General features: G+C 35.8%; 17 protein-coding genes. 3 read left to right on the top strand and 14 right to left on the bottom strand.

Annotation, left to right across the window (positions count from 1 at the left end; translation table 11 throughout):
• Positions 1 to 26: 26 nt before the first annotated feature.
• The gene (locus CHB80_RS06505; protein ID WP_089370600.1) at positions 27 to 3497 is read right to left on the bottom strand and encodes a hypothetical protein; all 3471 of its coding nucleotides are present in this window, start codon (positions 3495 to 3497) and stop codon (positions 27 to 29) included.
• A gap of 683 nt (positions 3498 to 4180) precedes the next feature.
• Here CHB80_RS06505 and CHB80_RS06500 point away from each other — a divergent pair.
• Complete coding sequence (locus CHB80_RS06500) at positions 4181 to 5002, top strand: S24 family peptidase (RefSeq protein WP_229746906.1); 822 nt, start codon at positions 4181 to 4183, stop codon at positions 5000 to 5002.
• A gap of 99 nt (positions 5003 to 5101) precedes the next feature.
• On the opposite strand, the gene CHB80_RS06495 is transcribed toward CHB80_RS06500, so the two are convergent.
• The 6 genes from CHB80_RS06495 to CHB80_RS06465 form a co-directional block, all read right to left on the bottom strand.
• Complete coding sequence (locus CHB80_RS06495) at positions 5102 to 5965, bottom strand: cupin-like domain-containing protein (RefSeq protein ID WP_089370599.1); 864 nt, start codon at positions 5963 to 5965, stop codon at positions 5102 to 5104.
• Positions 5966 to 6061: 96 nt separating this feature from the next.
• Positions 6062 to 7153: a biotin synthase BioB gene (gene bioB, locus CHB80_RS06490; protein WP_089370598.1), complete on the bottom strand. Its 1092-nt coding sequence runs from the start codon at positions 7151 to 7153 to the stop codon at positions 6062 to 6064.
• A gap of 63 nt (positions 7154 to 7216) precedes the next feature.
• Positions 7217 to 8182, bottom strand: coding sequence for an alpha/beta fold hydrolase (locus tag CHB80_RS06485; protein WP_089370597.1), 966 nt, complete (start codon positions 8180 to 8182; stop codon positions 7217 to 7219).
• A 217-nt stretch (positions 8183 to 8399) separates the two neighbouring features.
• On the bottom strand, positions 8400 to 9830 hold the full coding sequence (locus tag CHB80_RS06475; RefSeq protein WP_089370595.1) for a flotillin family protein: 1431 nt from the start codon (positions 9828 to 9830) through the stop codon (positions 8400 to 8402).
• A gap of 9 nt (positions 9831 to 9839) precedes the next feature.
• Complete coding sequence (locus CHB80_RS06470; RefSeq protein WP_089370594.1) at positions 9840 to 10415, bottom strand: hypothetical protein; 576 nt, start codon at positions 10413 to 10415, stop codon at positions 9840 to 9842.
• 233 nt (positions 10416 to 10648) lie between these two features.
• Positions 10649 to 11845: a beta-ketoacyl synthase N-terminal-like domain-containing protein gene (locus CHB80_RS06465; protein ID WP_089370593.1), complete on the bottom strand. Its 1197-nt coding sequence runs from the start codon at positions 11843 to 11845 to the stop codon at positions 10649 to 10651.
• 129 nt (positions 11846 to 11974) lie between these two features.
• Between CHB80_RS06465 and CHB80_RS06460 the strand changes: the two genes are divergently transcribed.
• Together CHB80_RS06460 and CHB80_RS06455 are read left to right on the top strand one after the other, a co-directional pair.
• A complete protein-coding gene (locus CHB80_RS06460) occupies positions 11975 to 12388 on the top strand; it encodes a cytochrome c oxidase assembly factor Coa1 family protein (protein ID WP_089370592.1) in 414 nt (137 codons plus the stop codon).
• Between the two features lie 15 nt (positions 12389 to 12403).
• Positions 12404 to 12865: a cytochrome c oxidase assembly factor 1 family protein gene (locus CHB80_RS06455; protein WP_089370591.1), complete on the top strand. Its 462-nt coding sequence runs from the start codon at positions 12404 to 12406 to the stop codon at positions 12863 to 12865.
• A gap of 73 nt (positions 12866 to 12938) precedes the next feature.
• On the opposite strand, the gene bioA is transcribed toward CHB80_RS06455, so the two are convergent.
• From bioA to CHB80_RS06420, 7 genes are all read right to left on the bottom strand, one after another.
• Positions 12939 to 14204, bottom strand: coding sequence for an adenosylmethionine--8-amino-7-oxononanoate transaminase (gene bioA / locus CHB80_RS06450; RefSeq protein WP_089370590.1), 1266 nt, complete (start codon positions 14202 to 14204; stop codon positions 12939 to 12941).
• Between the two features lie 66 nt (positions 14205 to 14270).
• The gene (bioD, locus tag CHB80_RS06445; RefSeq protein WP_089370589.1) at positions 14271 to 14891 is read right to left on the bottom strand and encodes a dethiobiotin synthase; all 621 of its coding nucleotides are present in this window, start codon (positions 14889 to 14891) and stop codon (positions 14271 to 14273) included.
• Between the two features lie 5 nt (positions 14892 to 14896).
• On the bottom strand, positions 14897 to 15340 hold the full coding sequence (locus CHB80_RS06440) for a putative signal transducing protein (RefSeq protein ID WP_229746905.1): 444 nt from the start codon (positions 15338 to 15340) through the stop codon (positions 14897 to 14899).
• 24 nt (positions 15341 to 15364) lie between these two features.
• A complete protein-coding gene (locus tag CHB80_RS06435; RefSeq protein ID WP_089370588.1) occupies positions 15365 to 16363 on the bottom strand; it encodes a S41 family peptidase in 999 nt (332 codons plus the stop codon).
• 112 nt (positions 16364 to 16475) lie between these two features.
• Positions 16476 to 17303: a LytTR family transcriptional regulator DNA-binding domain-containing protein gene (locus tag CHB80_RS06430; protein WP_089370587.1), complete on the bottom strand. Its 828-nt coding sequence runs from the start codon at positions 17301 to 17303 to the stop codon at positions 16476 to 16478.
• Positions 17287 to 18462: an aminotransferase class I/II-fold pyridoxal phosphate-dependent enzyme gene (locus tag CHB80_RS06425; RefSeq protein ID WP_089370586.1), complete on the bottom strand. Its 1176-nt coding sequence runs from the start codon at positions 18460 to 18462 to the stop codon at positions 17287 to 17289. The genes CHB80_RS06430 and CHB80_RS06425 overlap by 17 nt, the downstream gene beginning before the upstream one ends.
• Positions 18449 to 18991, bottom strand: a complete 543-nt coding sequence (locus CHB80_RS06420; RefSeq protein WP_089370585.1) for a hypothetical protein — start codon at positions 18989 to 18991, stop codon at positions 18449 to 18451. The genes CHB80_RS06425 and CHB80_RS06420 overlap by 14 nt, the downstream gene beginning before the upstream one ends.
• Positions 18992 to 19115: the final 124 nt, after the last annotated feature.

Genomic DNA, 19115 nt, shown 5'->3' with positions numbered 1-19115 from the left:
GAGATAAGGTTTTTAAAAACTACTTCTTAAAAAGTGACTTGTCCACCATCACCTTCAGCAGGGGCTTCTGGTGTATTTTGAGCACCTGTCAATATGGTTTCACTAAGTAAAATGGTACTATCTCTTTCTTCATTTTCGCAATAGCACGGTAATCCACCTTCCATCAGTACCGCAGAATCTGCTTGTACAATGGTAAGGGCTGTAGGCACACGCGTTTCCCATTCTTTTTCTACTTCTCCATCTACAGATTGCAACTCTTCTGCAATAGATAGATAGAGCTCATCGTCAGAATCAATCGCAAGACCATTACCCATCCAAGTTCTACCTGTTGCTAAGAAATAGGCAACTGCTTCTTCAAATCCTGGACGTACTGGCACGACCATACGAGACATTCCTGCTTGTAAAAAGGCTTGGAAGATAGGGTCCAAACCATTACTTTCTTTAAATAAATCAATCCAATCGCTTTCTTCTGCATAGTAGTATGGATAGAAGGTATACGCCATAATTTCCCAATCAAACGCTTGCTCAAAAAACTTTACATAAGAAGCATGATTTTCAAACCCTGAACTTAAGTTGACACGTGTATAAGAATTACTCACATAATTATTTTTAGAGGTATCAATCCCGTGTGGACGTGTCATCATATCTATGGCAATACGCTTTAATTCACGTTTTTCCAATGTGCGATTAAGGGCAGATGAAAATTCAAGACGTGTATCTTCTCCTTCTGGCGTTGTAGGAATCGTACTCTCCAGTAATGCATCATTATATTCCTGCACTCGGATTTCATAGGCTTCTATAATAGCATTGTACGTTTCTACTTTCCATTGTTGATATGCTTTTTCGGTACGCTCACAAGAAATAGTCACATTAAGTGCAAAACTACCCATATCCCATCCTACTACACTCACAGGAATAGAACTATCTATATAATCTGGTACAGATAGACTTCCTGAATGAGGTGTTGATCTATATCCTAAACTTTCATTTGAAGATTTATTAATTCGGATTTCTTTATTTGCAATTTGGAGTTGTGCATTTAGGTTTTTATTATTAGCACGTCTAAAATCAAATTTCCAATTTGCATACGTTGCCTTATATCCTTCTGGCACTTCTAGATCATTGTATGAAAACTGACGTGATCCATTTGCTTCTGCAAATTCTCCTCCAGAATATGATTTTCCTATCTTAATATATTGTACAGGAGGCGCATTTACTTCTGCATTATACTTAGATGCGAGTACTTGATAATTACTTGGAAATATATATCTAGAATCCTTTATCTCGGCAGGAAGAGGTTCTGGCAATTCAGGTAAGATATATCCTTCTGGCAGTCCTTCTGGCGCTACTCCAGCTTCGGCTTTTTCTATAATGGCTTGTTTAAAGAAACGTGATGGTTCTGGGATATCAAATTCATACATCATACGTTTCCCATAGTTTACAAGCTTATTGTTGTAAATTTTATCTACCCAACGATATACACCTGTTACATGTTCCGTTCCTTGTGTATTATCAAAACCATGTTTATTGGTTTCTTCAAACTCACGAAGAATACGAGATGTACGTTTACGACTTACTTTTTGCACTACACGCTCAAGAGCTCTTGTAGTCACCTCTTCTGCATAGGTTTGTGAGGTCGTATTCGAATTTGACGATGATGATGATGATGCTCCATTGAAGTATCCATCTGCAAAGAAGCTTAGTTTTTTTCCAAAATTTCCTCTTACGCCTGCAGAAGCTCCATAATCTTTGGATTGATCTTCATTAAGCACTTGAGAGACCTCAGAACTTAATTCATTACGTTCTGAAGTGGTCGTATCAGTAAGCGATTCTGTTTCTGTTTCACTTGTAGTTTCTGTAGTTGTTTCAGAACTTATCAAGTTACGTGTAGAACGTTCTTTATACTCACGTGCTAGAATATTTTCAATATGCGATACTTCTCCTGGCACATAACAGCATACCTCTTGCTCCACACGTCTAAAATCTGCCACACCTACTTGTTTGATCCCATAAACAGGGTTGTGCTTAGCACTTGCGAAATAAAAATTGATTCCATTTCTGCTACCATCTTCCTCTATAATAGTCCCGTTGACAGGCAAAATCATATCAACATCTATTTCCCCAATTTCATGATTATACGTAGTAATAGTTGCTGTAATACTAACTTCCTTCGTTCCTTCTGGAATAGTAAATCCTTCAGTACTTTTCAAAATAATCCCTTCTTTTGTATGAGTAACATCATAAGAAGAAGATTCTGTACCAAATGACTTTCCATCGGAAATTTCAAAAAGCACTTCCTGAATACGAGTAGTAGCTATACCAGTTACAACATTAAAATGAAGGTTAACTTCGTTAGGTTTTCCTATAGAAGACACTGCCGCTCCAACAAAACTACCCGCTGGTAAAGAAGCTTTTTTCTCTTTGACAATGGTTCCTTTATAATTGATTGTCTTTTCTCGATTCTGACTTTCATTATCAAGCAAAACTCTTGTAAGTTCCCCTATTTCATCATCGATAGATTTTAAAATCTCATATCCATCATTAATTCCAGATTCCAATCTTTCATTAATAAAGCTTTTTGTTTTTGCAGAAGTCAAATCTTGAAAGCGTTGAGACTTATCAAAAGTAACTTCCTTAAAATTAAATTCTGGAAGCACTAAATCTGGATATGTATTTTCTTTTGTATCTGGATCAATAACTACAGTCGCTTTACTATATGCTAAATCAACTGCTCTTTGATGCGTTATATAAGCGGTCTCAAAGGTTTCTGCATTATCATTTTCCACTGTCTTAATTACAGCTTCCATTTCGCTATATATCTTTTGATAATCTTCGAGTTTACTTGTAGCAATATGGCTTTCTAATTGTGATTTTAAAATAGCATTATCTTTAGCGTCTGCTTTTCTATGAGTTATATCAGATATGGGTTCTCTAGCAGAAACATTTCTAGGAATTACTACATATGCACAGGCTAGGCGTTGTAATTCTTCGTCAGTATTAATCAATTTATCTACTCCTTCTGTAAGAAAATCATTTTTGCGCAAGAAATTATCCGCTACCAGCATTTGGATAACAGCTTCACGTATACTATCAGATCTTCTCTGTGAAGTTTGATAAATCAAATTATCCCACAACCTTACGCGCTCTGCACTGGCAAGTGGCGTTGCTGTTTCTGCTCTTGTCGTAAATTGATCTAGCGTAATTGTTTTTTTGTTTTTCATTAACCAAGCTGAAAATTCATACAAATCTTCAGATAACGCTTTAACATGACTTTTTCTCGTAAATGGAGCATACGTAGCAAACTTGGTTTGCATTGCTGCTCTGATGACATCATCATTTTCTTCTTCCTCATCTACATCTTTTAAAAAGGCACTTTGGCTTTTCTCTGATTTTGGAAAGAATACGAAACCACGTTCTCTCTCTTTTGAACATAAAAGTTGCGGATTTCTAAGTGTTACAAATCTAAATAGACTTGCTTTTGCAGGTTTTTTATTCATTTTTTGTTTTTTATTTTTCTACATGAGTGTCCCAGGCGGGAGCGCATCTCGCTTTTCTAATGTGGCGTGTGAAAAGAGGTTAGATACCTGAATAGAATAAGGCACCTTAGGTCATAGCAATACATCTTGTCTATAGAATAGTTGTTGAGAAAGACAGAAAAACTATTTTTGGTATGCAACATTTTACATATAACCATAGAAATCCCAGGTAAACATGTCAAAATGCTTATATATAGTCTTCTAGATCTTTTACAAAAGTTCTATAACAATAATGAGTGAGGGGTGTTCAACAAAATCTAAGATAATGCTGAATGTTTGATCTGAGTTTTAACGTACGCCTTGCGTGTTAAAACATAACGATACTTAAAAAAATACAATTGGTTTTTTCAAAACTTTAAAAATTAAAAAATTCATATTCATCCTTATAAAAGGACACGTATTACTCTTTTCTTAAAGTGGTGCTTGAAAAGGTCATATAATAATTCCCAAAAATGTTAGAATACATCTTTCAATTTAGGAATGGCAGTATTCTAGAATACTCGTAAAAAAGTTAAATTTCTGCACAAATGTTTAATTATTTAGCTTTTTTTTGTAAGTTAGCGCTTAACCACAGTACAAATATAAAACATTTTGCAGCTTAAAACAAACATTTGTGTTGTTTTTTTCACAAAAAGCAAAATAAAATGACACCCCTTATGGAAACTATAAATGATAAGATAAAAAACATTATCAGGCATTTTGGATTCAACAACTTCTCGTTCTCAAAACAAATAGGTGTTACTGGTACAACTATAGATAGTATCGTAAACGGGAGACCCCAGAAAGATGGGACTCGAAAGAAAACAAAGCCTGGGTATGACGTCCTACTATCCATTATAGAAACCTTTAAAATCAATCCTGATTACCTCTTTGGACAAAGCGAAATCATGCTTAAAGAGGACACTTCTCAAATTCAAACATATTCAGGAATGCCACAAGTGGTAGCTGTTAATAAATCAGGAGAAGAAAACGTAGTATACGTTCCTATAAAAGCAAGAGCTGGATATTTGGACGGTTATGGAGATACCGATTATATAGAAACCTTACCTACCTTCCATATGCCCCATCTTACCAATGGCACTTACCGCTGTTTTGAAGTGCACGGAAACTCTATGGTACGTACTTTTTTTGATGGTGATCTTGTCTTTGGAAAATACGTAGAAGATCTAAGTGATATTAAAGACGGCCGTGTATATGTGATTGTTAGTAAAAACGATGGTATTGTTTTAAAACGTACCATCAATAGAATTGCAGAGCGTGGCAAACTCATTTTAAAAAGTGATAATACAGATGGTAATTACCCTACTTATACGATGAATGCTGAAGATATTATGGAAGTATGGTATGTAACCATGTATGCTTCAAAACAAATGCCAGAACCTGTAGATATTTATCACCGTTTGCATGAATTGGAAAGTAAAGTGGTAGATCTTGAAGAAAACCTACAACAACGTTTACTTAATTAAGCTAGAAATCATTTTCTTGATTACGCTTTCGCGAAATGCAATACTAGATACATGAAAGCACGATACAAACCCATAAATCGCTAAGGGGGTTGAATTTACTTATATCAACTTGTGTAGTTTATGTGTATTAGAAATGGCTTGCTCATTTTTTTTATCAATCCAAGCCTGTCCCTTGCGACGACGCATGAAATTATCAAAAAATCGCATAATAAAAACATTGTATAATGCGTAACGAAGATGTTTCATATTTCGCGGAAGCGCACGCAAACTCATACTAAATCCGGGCGTTTCATATTTCATAAAATGCCAATATCCTTCTGGCATATATAACGTTTCTCCGTGATTAAGGTGACAGATATAGCCTTTTGCTTTCTTTAAAACAGGAAACTTTTCATAGTCAGGATTATCAAAATCTATATCTTCTCTTGTGATCAAACTATGCGGTACTTTATAAAGGTTTTTTGTCTCACTAGGAGGAAACAAAACACATTGTTTTTTTCCCTCAAAATGAAAATGCAAAATATTTGCCCAATCAATATCGTGATGCATAAATACTTTACTTCCCTCTCCCCCAAAAAAGAGCATAGGAATTTGTTTTAACAATCGAAGACCTATTTTAGGAAACTTAAAATCATCTTTTAAAGAAGGAACTTCTTTCATAAGATTGTACAGAAAAATACGATAATTTGTAGGTTCTTTTTTAAGAAGTGCTACGTAATCACTCATTTTCATCGTAGCATGTGCTTCGTTAAAACCCTCATCATGTTTTACAGGACGATCATCATATAATGGCACTTCTTTTTCTCCAGCAACCTCATTTACATAAGACAGAGACCATTTTTTATAGGCTGGCCAATCATCTATAAGATGTTCTATGACCAAAGGTTTTTGTGGTTTTACATAATCTTTTAAAAACGATGCTCTTGTAATCGTATGTACTCTTTCTATATTTTCTAATAGCATAAATAATCTAAAAAATAAAAGGTATTATAAGACTAAAGATAAGAAAAGCCCATTTTTGTTACAAAATGAGCTTTTCATATATTATTCATCTAGTAATTATTTATCCTTAGCAACCATTTTTGCAGCCTCGTTGCGTTCTATCTTATGCCCTGGACGTGTCCATTTTGGTTTTTCTCCTAGTGATTCGTATTGAGAATCTTCAGCTTCTACAGTTTCTGGTTGTGCCTTTTTAACAAATGGTTTTTGAGGGTTCAATCCTAACAATTCAAACATTTTCATGTCTTCATTTACATCTGGATTAGGAGTCGTTAATAACTTATCTCCAGCAAAAATTGAATTAGCTCCAGCAAAGAAACACATTGCCTGCCCTTCTCTACTCATATCTGTACGGCCTGCCGAAAGTCTTACTTGTGTTTGTGGCATCACAATACGTGTGGTAGCTACCATTCTGATCATTTCCCAAATAGAAATAGGCTCAATCTCTTCCATAGGAGTACCAGGAACAGCAACCAGTGCATTAATAGGCACCGATTCTGGTTGTGGGTCTAATGTTGCCAATGCTACAAGCATTCCTGCTCTATCTTCAATAGCCTCTCCCATTCCAATAATACCTCCACTACATACCGTTACATTGGTTTTACGCACATTTGAAATCGTATCTAGACGGTCTTCAAAAGCACGTGTAGAGATCACATCTTTATAGTAATCTTCAGATGTATCTAGGTTATGATTGTAAGCATATAGTCCTGCTTCTGCAAGACGTTGCGCTTGATTTTCGGTAACCATTCCTAGCGTACAACAAACTTCCATATCTAGTTTATTGATCGTACGTACCATTTCTAGCACATTATCAAACTCAGGTCCATCTTTTACATTACGCCATGCAGCTCCCATACATACCCTAGAGCTTCCTGAAGCTTTTGCACGTAACGCTTGTGCTTTTACCTGTTGTACAGACATCAAATCATTTCCTTCTATATCTGTGTGATATCTCGCAGCTTGTGGGCAATACCCACAATCCTCAGGACATCCTCCTGTTTTTATAGAAAGTAATGTAGATACCTGTACCGTATTAGGATCGTGATGTAATCTATGCACGGTAGCTGCTTCATAAAGCAACTCCATCATAGGTTTATTATAAATAGAAAGTATTTCTTCTTTGGTCCAATTGTGTCTGATTTCACTCATACGTCAAAAATAAGAAAAAGGGCGGTGATTGCTCCGTTAGTTTTTATAAATATGCTTCTTAATTTACTTTTTAATTCCAAAAAAATCGTCAAAAATATCATAGAATTTTTCTGGCTCTTCAAGATATGGATTATGTGCACTGTTTTCAAACATTTCAAAACGTGCTTGTGGCATAAATATTTTATACTGCACGGCAAATTCTGGTGTAGAGACTCCATCATACCTCCCTGCTATAATCAATGTTTTTGCAGATACATCTTTTAATTTTCTTCTATAATCTTGATGTATCATACTTCCGCTCACATCAAAATCTCCATCAGGACCTATAATTTGTTCATATACATCACCTGCCCATCCTCTATACTTTTCCGAAGGTACATTTTGTTTTAAACTCGTATTGTGATAATACACATATTTTGTAGGGAAATTTCCATACACTTCTTGCAAAGGTTTATCTGTAGATAGATATCCTAATGCCCGTAAGGAATCTACTTTTTTCCAACGTTCTGGAAAATGTGTTTTTGCATAATGATTATAGCTATCACAGTTTGCTTGCCACATAGCGCCACTATGAAATCCATTAATGAGTACCATATGCTGTACGCGATCTGGATATGCTATTGCATACCCTTGAGCAGGCACTGTACCGTATGAATGACCTACTACCGAAATTTTTTCCAATCCTAAATGTTTGCGTATTATTTCAATCATTTCGATATCTGCTTCTACAGAATATTCAGAGACATCTTTGGCGTTATCTGATTTCCCTCTTCCTAACCAATCAAAAAACACCACTTTATGTGTTTTGTAATACTGCCCGAAATTTCCTTGCATATAGTCATGAGAATTTCCGGGTCCTCCAGGCAAGAAAAAGATAGCATCGCCTTCTCCTTTTACTTCTAAATGGATGTTATACCCATCTATGTTGATGGTTTGCTCTGTAAACTTCTCATAGATGCTTGGATCTGTTTGTGCTAATGATGTCATTGAAATACTTATGACAAAAAGAAGGAGATGTATATTTTTCATGAGTGCATATTGTTGTGTTTGCTAACGCTTCGCTCTTCCTATAGTCATGAAACTGCCTACTGGCAGATAAGTCTCACAGGTTCGCTTTAACGTTTCACTTTCTCTTTGATCAAGAATCTCGTAAACTCGATTTCGCGAAAGCGTATAAAGCATCTTATCAAAAATAAAAAAATCCGCCATAACAGCGGATTTTTTATAATTTACAAAAAGGGTATGACTATTCAGTCTCGTCATCAGCTATTTCTGCATCTTCTACAACATCTGTATCAGATTTTGAAATGTCTTTTCCTTTTAAATACTCAGGCAATTCCATACCTGCCATATTAAACATTTCTTGTAATGGTGGTACGGCACCATACATTCCTGAAATAAAGTTTGAAGTAGACGTTTTCCCGTCTTTTCCACCACCATTTTCCCAAACAGTTACTTTATCTATTTTAATATTCTTAATCGCTTCTGCTTGTGTAGCTACTAACTCAGGAAGTTTATCTGCAATTAACAATAGTACTGCATCTTTAGAGTTATTACCCGCTGCTTTTACAATCTGATCAAGACCTGCTGCTTGTTTTGTTAATACTTCATAAAGACCTTGTGCTTCTGCTTGCGCTTTGAATAAGATAGCATCTGCCTCTCCTTTTGCACGACGTCTTATTTTTTCGGCTTCGGCTTCGGCGTCAATTTCTACTTTACGTTTATCGATTTCGGCTGGTACAATAACATCTGCTTCTTGAGAAGAACGCTCTCTATCTGCACGAGCAAGTTCGGCATCCTTTTCAGCTGCATACGACTCTTCCAATGCTTTTGCACTCTGTACTTTTTCTGCTGCAATTGCCACACGCTCTGCTTCTGCTTCACGCTGACGACGTAACGAATCTGAATTTGCTACAGCAATTTTTGCTTGGTTTTCACCTTCTACCGCTTGTGCGTTTGCTGCTGCAACTTGTGTACGTTCATCTTGCACTGCATTTGCTTCTCCAATAGACCCATCACGGGTCTTCTCTGCCACCGACTTACGCGCTGCATTAATCGCATGTGCTGCTGCTTCTTTTCCTAAAGCTTCAATATATCCAGATTCATCTACAATATCTGTAATATTTACGTTGATTAGTTTCAGACCTACTTTCTTTAATTCTCCTTCAACACTTTGTGAAATATTTGTCAAGAATTTATCACGGTCTGAGTTAATTTCTTCAATATCCATAGAAGCTACTACCAGACGTAATTGCCCAAAAATAATTTCCATGGCAAGTTCTTTTACATCTTCCATACGAAGTCCTAGTAAACGCTCGGCTGCATTTTGCATCACACCTGGCTCTGTAGAAATACCTATCGTAAATCGAGAAGGTACGTTTACACGAATGTTCTGCTTACTTAAGGCATTAATAAGGTTTACCTCAATAGACATCGGTGTTAAATCAAGAAACTCATAATCTTGAAAAACAGGGATTATAAAGGCGGCACCACCATGAATACACTTGGCCGATTGCCCTCCCCCTACTTTACCATAGACCACAAGGATACGGTCTGAAGGACATCGCTTGTAACGACGTATAATAAAAATAACAATAATAAAGAGGAATGCAATAGCTGCCCCAATAGCTATAACACTTGACATCCCTTCTATTTGTAATAACAATAGTTTTGACATAGATTTTAATTATTTAGTTGGTGATACGATTAGAATTCCGTTTGCCGTAACCTCTTTTACCTGCACGACAGTATTTGTTGTAATTTCCTCATTTTCATCAGTAAGCGCTTCTAGCTCGCGTAGTGCTCCTTGTACGGTAATTTGCACCTTTCCTATTCGTGAACGATTTGCTCCTATGGTAAGATATACAGATCCTATTTGACCGATAGCATTTTTCATTTTTAAAGTTCCGCTACTGGTCATTTTACGCATTTGATACAATAGAAATGCCATCACAAACATCATCGCTAAACCACAAGCTGAAGCAAGCAGTACGACAATTCCCTTAGACATACCTGCCTCTAGAAAAGAGATGCCACTCCATCCAAAAATGGTAAAAAAAGCAACTAGGTTTTTAAAACTGAAAAACTGAAATCCTATTCCTGTATCTCCTTCTATTTCTGCATCTACATCACCTTCGAGACCATCGGCATCACCTCCTAACAAGGTAGTTACCAGAACAAAAACAAAAAACACAGAAGCAATTAAAGCGATACCCCAAAAGACTTGCTCAAAACTAGAGAGCGCACTATACCATTCTTGCATAAGAAAACATTTAAAAGGTTACTAATCCCATTTGCTCATTGAATTTACCGTAATAAAATGCCCTTCTCCCCTTTCTATTTCAGAATAAAAAAAAGCCGTAGCTAAGGCTATGCCTTATTTTTATTCCTCATATAAAGAAAAAAATAATCATTTTCTTTTCCAGCAAATTCAATGAACAAATAGTATAAAAAATACTTTGAAAAGATAGCGACTTTATCTGCGATGGCAAAGCTTTATCTTGAGACTAATACACTTACTGCATTACCTCCAAAACCAACTGCATTTACGAGAATATTATTGAGCTTTTGGGATCTTGTTTTCTCTTCCAGATATGGAATGCCTACATAAGTTTGATGTTGTAACATCTGTACGGCAAGTTTGAGACTTAACAGTCCACTAGCACCAAAAGTGTGACCTATCTTCCACTTATTGGTAGTCAATAAAGGCATTTTGTTACAAAAAATCGTATGAATTGCCTCTATTTCTGATTGATCTCCCTTTACTGTACCTGGCGCATGCATCACAATAGCATCAATTTCTGAAGGGTCCATATCTCCTATAGCCATACGCATAGACTTCTGAAAACAACTCCCATTTGCCGATAATGAAACGGCGTGTGTAAGTTCTTCTGTTGCATATCCTATACCTGTAATGTAGGCTAATGCATTTTCTTTTTTTCCAACCTCTAGACAAGCAACACCAGCTCCTTCTCCTAATACCATGCCATTTGTGGTTTTGGTCAAGTCTAAAGCTTTACAGTAGTATTGTGATATGTTATTAGTGTTACCAGATGAAGTTCCAGTATTGCTAGGAGGGGTTCCTGCTTGCGCGGGGATTAATTTCATGGCACGCATTTGCGCTATGGTAAAAGGAGTAAGTGCAGCCTCACTTCCACCTACTAAAAACTTAGATGTCATCCCAGATTGCAACCATACTACTCCATTTAATACTGCATGTAATGCTGTACTACACGTAATAGAATGAGAGATATCAGGACCGGTGCTTTTAAGGTCCTGTGCCACCCAAGAGGCTATATTACCTAAGGTAGTTGATGGGGAAGCATGTGTAGATGTTGTTTTTGCTTTCGCGAAAGCGTTATAATGTGCTTCAAAAAGTTGTGTAGCACCTCTTGACGATCCAATATTAATCCCAAAATCACCTTGCTTCCATCCCGCTTGTTTTATTGCTTTACGGGCTGTAGCAATAGCATACAACACAGATGGATCTAATCTTTTATAATGTGTATTCTCTTCTCGTAACGCATCAATGATAGTATATGCATCTTCTGTTAATTTAGATACAGGTGCTTTCAATATATTGTCCCATGCAATGACTGTTTCTGCTGTTAAATATGCATCCCATTCTTCTTGACTTGTTGTGCCAAGTGGAGATAATGATGCAAGTCCTGTAATTGCGATAGGAGTCTTCAAGGAGGATTATTTTTTCGCAAAAATACGAGTTCATAAATCTAGGAAAAACTAAAATGCAAAGTTTGTTTGCACAATCTCGTAACATATATCTGTTTTGATCTACTTATTAGCAAATCACACACTATTTTTATGGAAGAAGAAATCAAACAAAGTTGGTGGAAACGCAATTGGAAATGGGCATTGCCTTCAGGAGGTTGTCTTACTATTTTAATCATTATTGCTATTGTTATAGGGGTTACATTTAACTCACTTACTAAAAGCACTTCTATTATTGCGTATATTAACGTGGTAACTGAGCTTCAAGCAAATAAAGAAGTAGCTGAGGCGCTTGGAAAACCTATAGAGATACGAGATGAAGGGTATGATCCTGAGTTTTCTAAAGATCGTTTAGATATACAGATGGAGCTTGATGGACAGAAAGCAGATGGAACGCTCATAGCAAAGGCTGATAAAATAGATGGGAAATGGGTATATTCTATGTGTATGATTACTGTAGAAGGTACTGATCAAGTAATTGATATAAAAGATGCATTAAACGACTAAAACTATATTATACAAATGACAGATCAAAACGAACTTATTCAAGAAAAATCATGGTGGAAACGCAATTGGAAATGGGTCGTGCCTACTGGGGGATGCCTTACGTTACTTATTTTATTTATCGTTTTTATAGCTTCTGTAGTTTTTGGAGTCACTAAAGCAATTTCTGGTACCGAGCCTTATCAAGATAGTTTTGCGAAAGCGCAAAGTAATGAACAAGTTATTGAGTTGTTAGGCGAACCCATAGAGATTGATGGAATCATGCAAGGAAGTATCAATTTTAGTAATAATGATGGTGATGCTGATATTAGAATTCCTATCAAGGGCCCACAAGGAGAAGGGACTATTTATGTAGTTGGTGAAAAGCGAAATGATGTCTGGTCGTATAGCGAGCAAGAAGTAAGAATCGATCAAAACAATGAGGTCATTAACCTACTTAATGAAGGATTAGATCAACCAGAGGAAGAAGAGGATTTTTAAAGAGTTACACAGTAGTATCTCTTTTTTAGTTCTCGACTGCGCTCGAACGGACAGTCTACATTTATATATACTCCTAAAAGATTTCTAAAGCTTCTTCTATAGCTTTATAAATCTGATCTAATTGGGCATCACTAATTACAAAAGGAGGTAAGATATAGATCGTATTACCAAGAGGTCTTAAACAGACACCATGATCCATAAAGTGTTTAAAAAGTTGATTTCGCACGTTTCCGTAGCGTTCCATTTCGGTATGAAGTTCTAAAGCAAAGATCACCCCTTTCACACGTATATTGATCGCTTTGGGATGGGTTTTTATTGCTTTCGCGAAAGCGGAATGACGTTTATGAATATGCTGTATTTGAAGCTGAATATCATCACTAATTAATAAATCAATTCCTGCAATAGCGGCGGCGCAGGCTATAGGGTTTGCACTATAGGTATGGGCATGAAAAAAACCTTTAGCCACAGTATCATCTAGAAAAGCATCGTACACAACTTGTGTGCATGTAGTCAAACTCATAGGCACTAAGCCTGCTGTAAGCGCCTTACTTAAACATATAATATCTGGGTAGGTTTCTAAATATAAGGAAGCAAAATGTTTTCCCGTTTTCCCAAAACCTGTCATCACCTCATCGGCAATTGTAATAATATCGTTTTCTTTACAAACTTTAAGGATTGCTTCAAGTCCTATTGCATCATATATCTGCATTCCTGCGGCTCCTTGTACTAGAGGTTCATATACGAAACCTGCACATGGATGTTTAGCTATAATGGTTTCTAATAATTGAAGTACGTGTGGAAGGTTTTCTTTTGTAGGAGTAGGAATACGTTCTACCTGTAAAAAATACTCCTCAAAAGGACCATTATATACAGAAAGTCCGCTTACAGACATGGCACCAAATGTATCTCCATGAAATCCATTTTCAAAAGCAATAAGAGTATTACGTGTATTTCCTTTGTTATGATGGTACTGTAATGCCATTTTGATACCCGCTTCTACTGCTGTAGAACCATTATCATTAAAAAATATTTTTTGCTGATTATTTGGAAGAATTTCCAACACTTTCTGCGCCAGTGTTGTTGCGGGAGCATGTGTAAATCCTGTAAACACGATTTGATCTAGCGTTTTCATTTGAGCCGTTACTTGCTCAATAATATATGGATTGCAATGTCCATACATTGCCGTATACCAAGATGCTATCCCATCTATATATGCAGTACCATCTTCGGCATAAAGCATGGCTCCTTCTGCTCTAACAATAGGCGTTGGAGCATTACTGGTTTTATGCTGTGTTAAAGGATGCCAAATATGTGCTTGGTCTATTGACGAAATACTCATACTACTCGGAATTAATTGCAACACAAATGTAATGAATCGCTATATACACGATCCCTTTCAGAAGATTTATAATGCGTTTAATTTTTCCTTAAATAAAGAAGCATATTCACTTATAACACGTTCATCAAAATAAGGTTCTTCATCGATACGACCTATAATAGGGACATTTGCCATTTTAGTAATGATTGCTTCGGTAGTAGGATGTTCTTCTCCAGAAAAAATAATACCCGCTATCGTAAGATTTCTATTCTTTAAGGCCTCGACGGTTAATAAGGTGTGATTAATACTTCCTAAATAATGTCTAGAGACAATGATTACTTTGTCTTTAGGTTGAATTAAATCAATAATGGTTGCTGTATCATTTAGAGGAACTAATAATCCTCCTGCTCCTTCTACAACAAGATTATTTGATGTTTTAGGGCGCTTAATACTAGGCACTGTAATCTTTACATCATCTATCTCAGCTGCCGCATGAGGACTCATTGGGGTATGTAATGCATATGAGTTATCGTGATATTGCGATATATCATTAGATACTAAATATTTTACTTTGTGGGTATCACTATGATCAAGTTCTCCTGCTTGAACAGGTTTCCAGTAATCGGCTTCCAATGCTTCTGTGACAATAGCTGATGCTATTGTTTTCCCTACTTCGGTAGAGATTCCTGTTATAAAATAGGTATTCATAGTACTTAAAACTTGTGTTTACAATTTTCGCAACGATGATTATATTTGGTATAAAGTGGTAATACTCCTGCTAGGATACTCACTAAAAAAGACATCAATGATTTAAGATCGGTCACATTAGTCATATAATGAATTTTAGTACTTTGACAGTTGGGACATATCATTGGTGTACCTTCGTCATTTTGAGAATATTCTTCTATGCTATTGAGAATTTCTTTGGCTTTTACTTCATCTTCAATCCTAACTTTAAGCTTCACTCCACCTATTGCATTACTTACTAAAGGATCTGTATCTATGGTATAATTATCTGCGATAAAGACCTCTAACCCATCTGCCTCCAATCGTCCTTTTATAATTTGTGCTTCACTAGAATATTGATATCTAGCAATGGTAATAAATGTATTAGACATCTTACAAAAATACCAAATGCCTCTATCTTCGAGAGGCATTTGGTATTAAAATATATCTTAAAATTAAAGAAGTTCTAAGACTGTGTTTAGCGCATCTTCTGGTGCTGTTTTAATGGTTGGTGCAACTCCTATTTTATCTAGTCTACTACCATTTGCAGTGATATAATCTTGTACAGGTATAAAGAGGCTCAGGCTTTTATTAAGTTTAAAGTTTACACCACTTAACATGGCTCCAGCAGTATGCTCTCCCACTATTTCTGCAACACCTTGTTCTTTTAAAAGGTATACAAAAGGCTCACAGGTACTCGCGGTATACTTATCTGTAAGCACATACACTTTCCCTGTAAACGTAGGATTATTATGCGGAGGTACTACCATTCTAAAGGCTGGTTTTTTAGCCGCTTCTCTAAATCCAGCATAGGTCATATCTTGAAGAAATGGAAAGCTTGTAATTTCCTCTGGTGTAGGATAGTGATCGTTTTGCTCAAACCAAGAGCGACTCAGGTAAGATCCAGCATCTATCATCTTAGGTGTTATAAACTGCCCTAATACAACTGCCGCATCTAATGTCCCTCCTCTATTCCCTCGTACATCTATAATGAGGTTTTTATACTCTTTTTCTGATATTTCTGTTACTAATGATTTCATAAGAGAGGCATTTGGTATAAATTTTCGAACGGTAAGTAAGGCCGTTTCTGCATCTATTTCTGATAACTCAAATGCTTTTTTTGTCACTGTTCTTTTCTTTGTCTTTTTAGCTTTACGACGTTTTTCTTTAGCAGAATACTTTAGATAAAAATGAGAGAATGTTAGTTTTTGAGTTGCTATATTAAATGCTTTTTTAAACTGAGCATCATCTAAAGAAAGTACTTCTTCACTTTGAATATAATTTACAAATACATCCCATTCTTTGGTTTCTAAAAAAGCGGGATTACACATATGAGTATCTGTAAGATCTATAATGGTGTTGACTAATTCTCTTCGTTCTTGTAATGGATCAAATTGCGCATATGATGGTACAGATATGCATAAGAAGCTAATGACTATAAGTATTGTTTTCATGTTTTGTGTTTTAAAATTCCTTACAAATAGAAGGGCTTAAAACACAGTAAAAAAATGATAGTGACGAGTGCGTCCCTTTTGTGCTGAATTTGCATTTTTAGGGCTCTGATTGTTATTTTAGGGATGAAATTGAACCTCTTTTTTGTAGTGCTTCATAGTATTTTTGGGATACTGGAATAGCTTCTGGTGTTTCAGTTAAGAATAGTTCTCGTTTTCTACTATTACCAGAAATTGTCTTTGCGAAGGCTAGATTTACCAAATAAGATCGATGTACCTGCCAAGCATCGGGTATTTGTTTTTGAACATTAGAAAGTGTACTTCTAATCATCTTTTTTTGCAAGGTTTCATTTTCCAAATAATGAATTGCCACATAGTTTTGTTGTGCTTGTGCATACACAAAATCTGAAACTGAAATTGTTAGACTTTCTTTTTTATTTTCTCCAGTTATTGTTGTTGTTATATCTTTTTGCATTGTAGATTCAGGCAAGGTAATTTTCCCAAATCGGTTTCTAAAATACAACCACAAAGGGCCTAAAAAAGGCATAAAAGGAAGCCCGTAATAAATCATAAAATACTGCCATCCTTTTAGAGAAGCAACCCCTCCATTATTTACAATGTATGTATTATAAAAATAACAAGTCGTGTATATCAAGAGCAAACAAATAATGATATACCCTAACTCATTTAGAATATACCATCGGTATTGTTGTTTTTTAAAAAGAGCATTCTCAATAGGGTGCATTACTAGAATAGGAATCAAAAAACACAAACCATATCCAGCAAGTTTTAATACTTTATAACTCAACTGTACCTCACTGGTATCAAAGGGTTCTAAAAAGATTAAAAGCATACTTAACCCTGCCCCAACAATACTACCAATAGCTATTGTTTGTTTCCAGCCTTGTGTGTAAGGGATAGGGCGATTAAGTGATAGATTCATGAATAAAACTTTCTAGTAAAGATAATACGCTTTTTATTTTTTCTTCTGTCATTTCACTATGCAAGCAAAAACGCAAGCGTTCTTGGCCTTCTGGCACTGTAGGCGCAAGTATAGGTTTTACGTTGTATCCATGCTGTTTTAGCTTTCGCGAAAGCGTACTTACCTGACTACTTCCTGGAACGATCATACAGTGTATCGCTGAGTAACTGGGTATAAAATGATCTTTGATTTTAAGGGTTTCTAATTGCTTTGTAAATACACCTATGGTGTTTTGTAGTTTTGTGATAGCTGAATGAGGTTCATTCTTTGCCTCAAAACTTAGCTCATCATATACTGCTAAAATAGTAGCAAGTGTATGAGGCGGCAACGCTGTTGTATATATAAAAGATCGTGCGAAATTAATCAGATATTCACGTAATTTTTCATTACATAAAATAGCAGCTCCATGGACTCCAATGGCTTTACCAAAGGTAACGATACGAGCAAATACTTTCTTTTCTAATCCTAATTGCTGTACGAGTCCTTGGCCATAGCGACCTATTACACCCGTGGCATGTGCTTCGTCTACCACAAGATGCGCATTATAGGTATCACACAAGGTTTGCATTGCTAAAAGATCTGGAGTATCCCCATCCATTGAAAAGACGGATTCTGTAACCACATAGATTTCTTGGCCCGTTTCTTCTAGTGCATAATTAGCTATTTTCTTTTCTAAGTCTCCTAAGTCATTATGTATAAACTTATAAGATTTTGCATGACTCATCGTGAGGCCATCCCTGATACTTGCATGGATATACTCATCATACAAAATCACATCACCTCGTTGGGGAACGCTTTGAAAAAAACCTATGTTAGCATCATACCCTGAATTAAAAATTAATGCTGTTTCACTTTCGTGAAAACTTGCGACGGCACTTTCGGCAAGTGTATATAATTTATGATTCCCTGACAGCAATCTGCTTCCTGTAGCTCCTTGATGTTGTATATTATTCTTTCGAAGAATCTCAGATGCCTTATCTAAAAGAGAGCTGTTTTTAGAAAATCCCAAATAATCATTTGACGAAAAATCAAAGAGAGAATTAGATTCTCCTAATGACCGTAACGTATTGTTTTTTATACGTTGTTCTATTTTTTTTTGAAGTTTATTAGGAAGTTTCATTGAGTTTTTTTCGCCATTCGTCTTTATCTATCCATTTATAATCATTAGGAGTTGTTGCATCTAGTAAATCTATAGCTAACTGTTCTGAAAGATCAAATCCAATTAAAAAACTCTCCCTGTAATCTGTATTCGTATACAGTTCCCAGTGTTTATTTCTATCATACCAAAGATTAACTTTAAAAATATTATTCCCCTGTTGTACGGCTTGTTGAAAAACAGAGACATATTCTGGATCAGGTATTTTTTTCCATTGCCCTAAAACAAGAGGGCCTATTTCAAAGGTAGCTTTAAATTCTTTTGATTGCGGTTTTATTTGTATTCCTCTCTTATAACAAAGGCCTATTGCTAAAATCAGAAAAAAGACGCCCATCTCCATATAATCTCTATGTGTTTCGAGATCGGAAACTTCTGGAGATCTAGAAAAATATAGCCAAAACACATACCCACAAAGCGTAAAACAAACAGCAGCCAGAATGTTTTGCCATAAAGGTCTTACCGTATCTGCTATGATTACTTTTTCTGCTCCCATTATTCAAATATACCTTGAAAAATTAATCGACAAAAATTTCATTAATTATCAAAAAAGAACAATTTATTATTGTTTTTCAATAATTTTCATATATTTGTTATCGTAAAACGATAATTATTAAATT

It is taken from the genome of Dokdonia pacifica (assembly GCF_900188275.1).
GTDB lineage: Bacteria > Bacteroidota > Bacteroidia > Flavobacteriales > Flavobacteriaceae > Dokdonia > Dokdonia pacifica.
The sequence above is the reverse complement of the archived record's forward strand: the minus strand, read 5'-3'. Positions and strand labels throughout refer to the sequence as shown.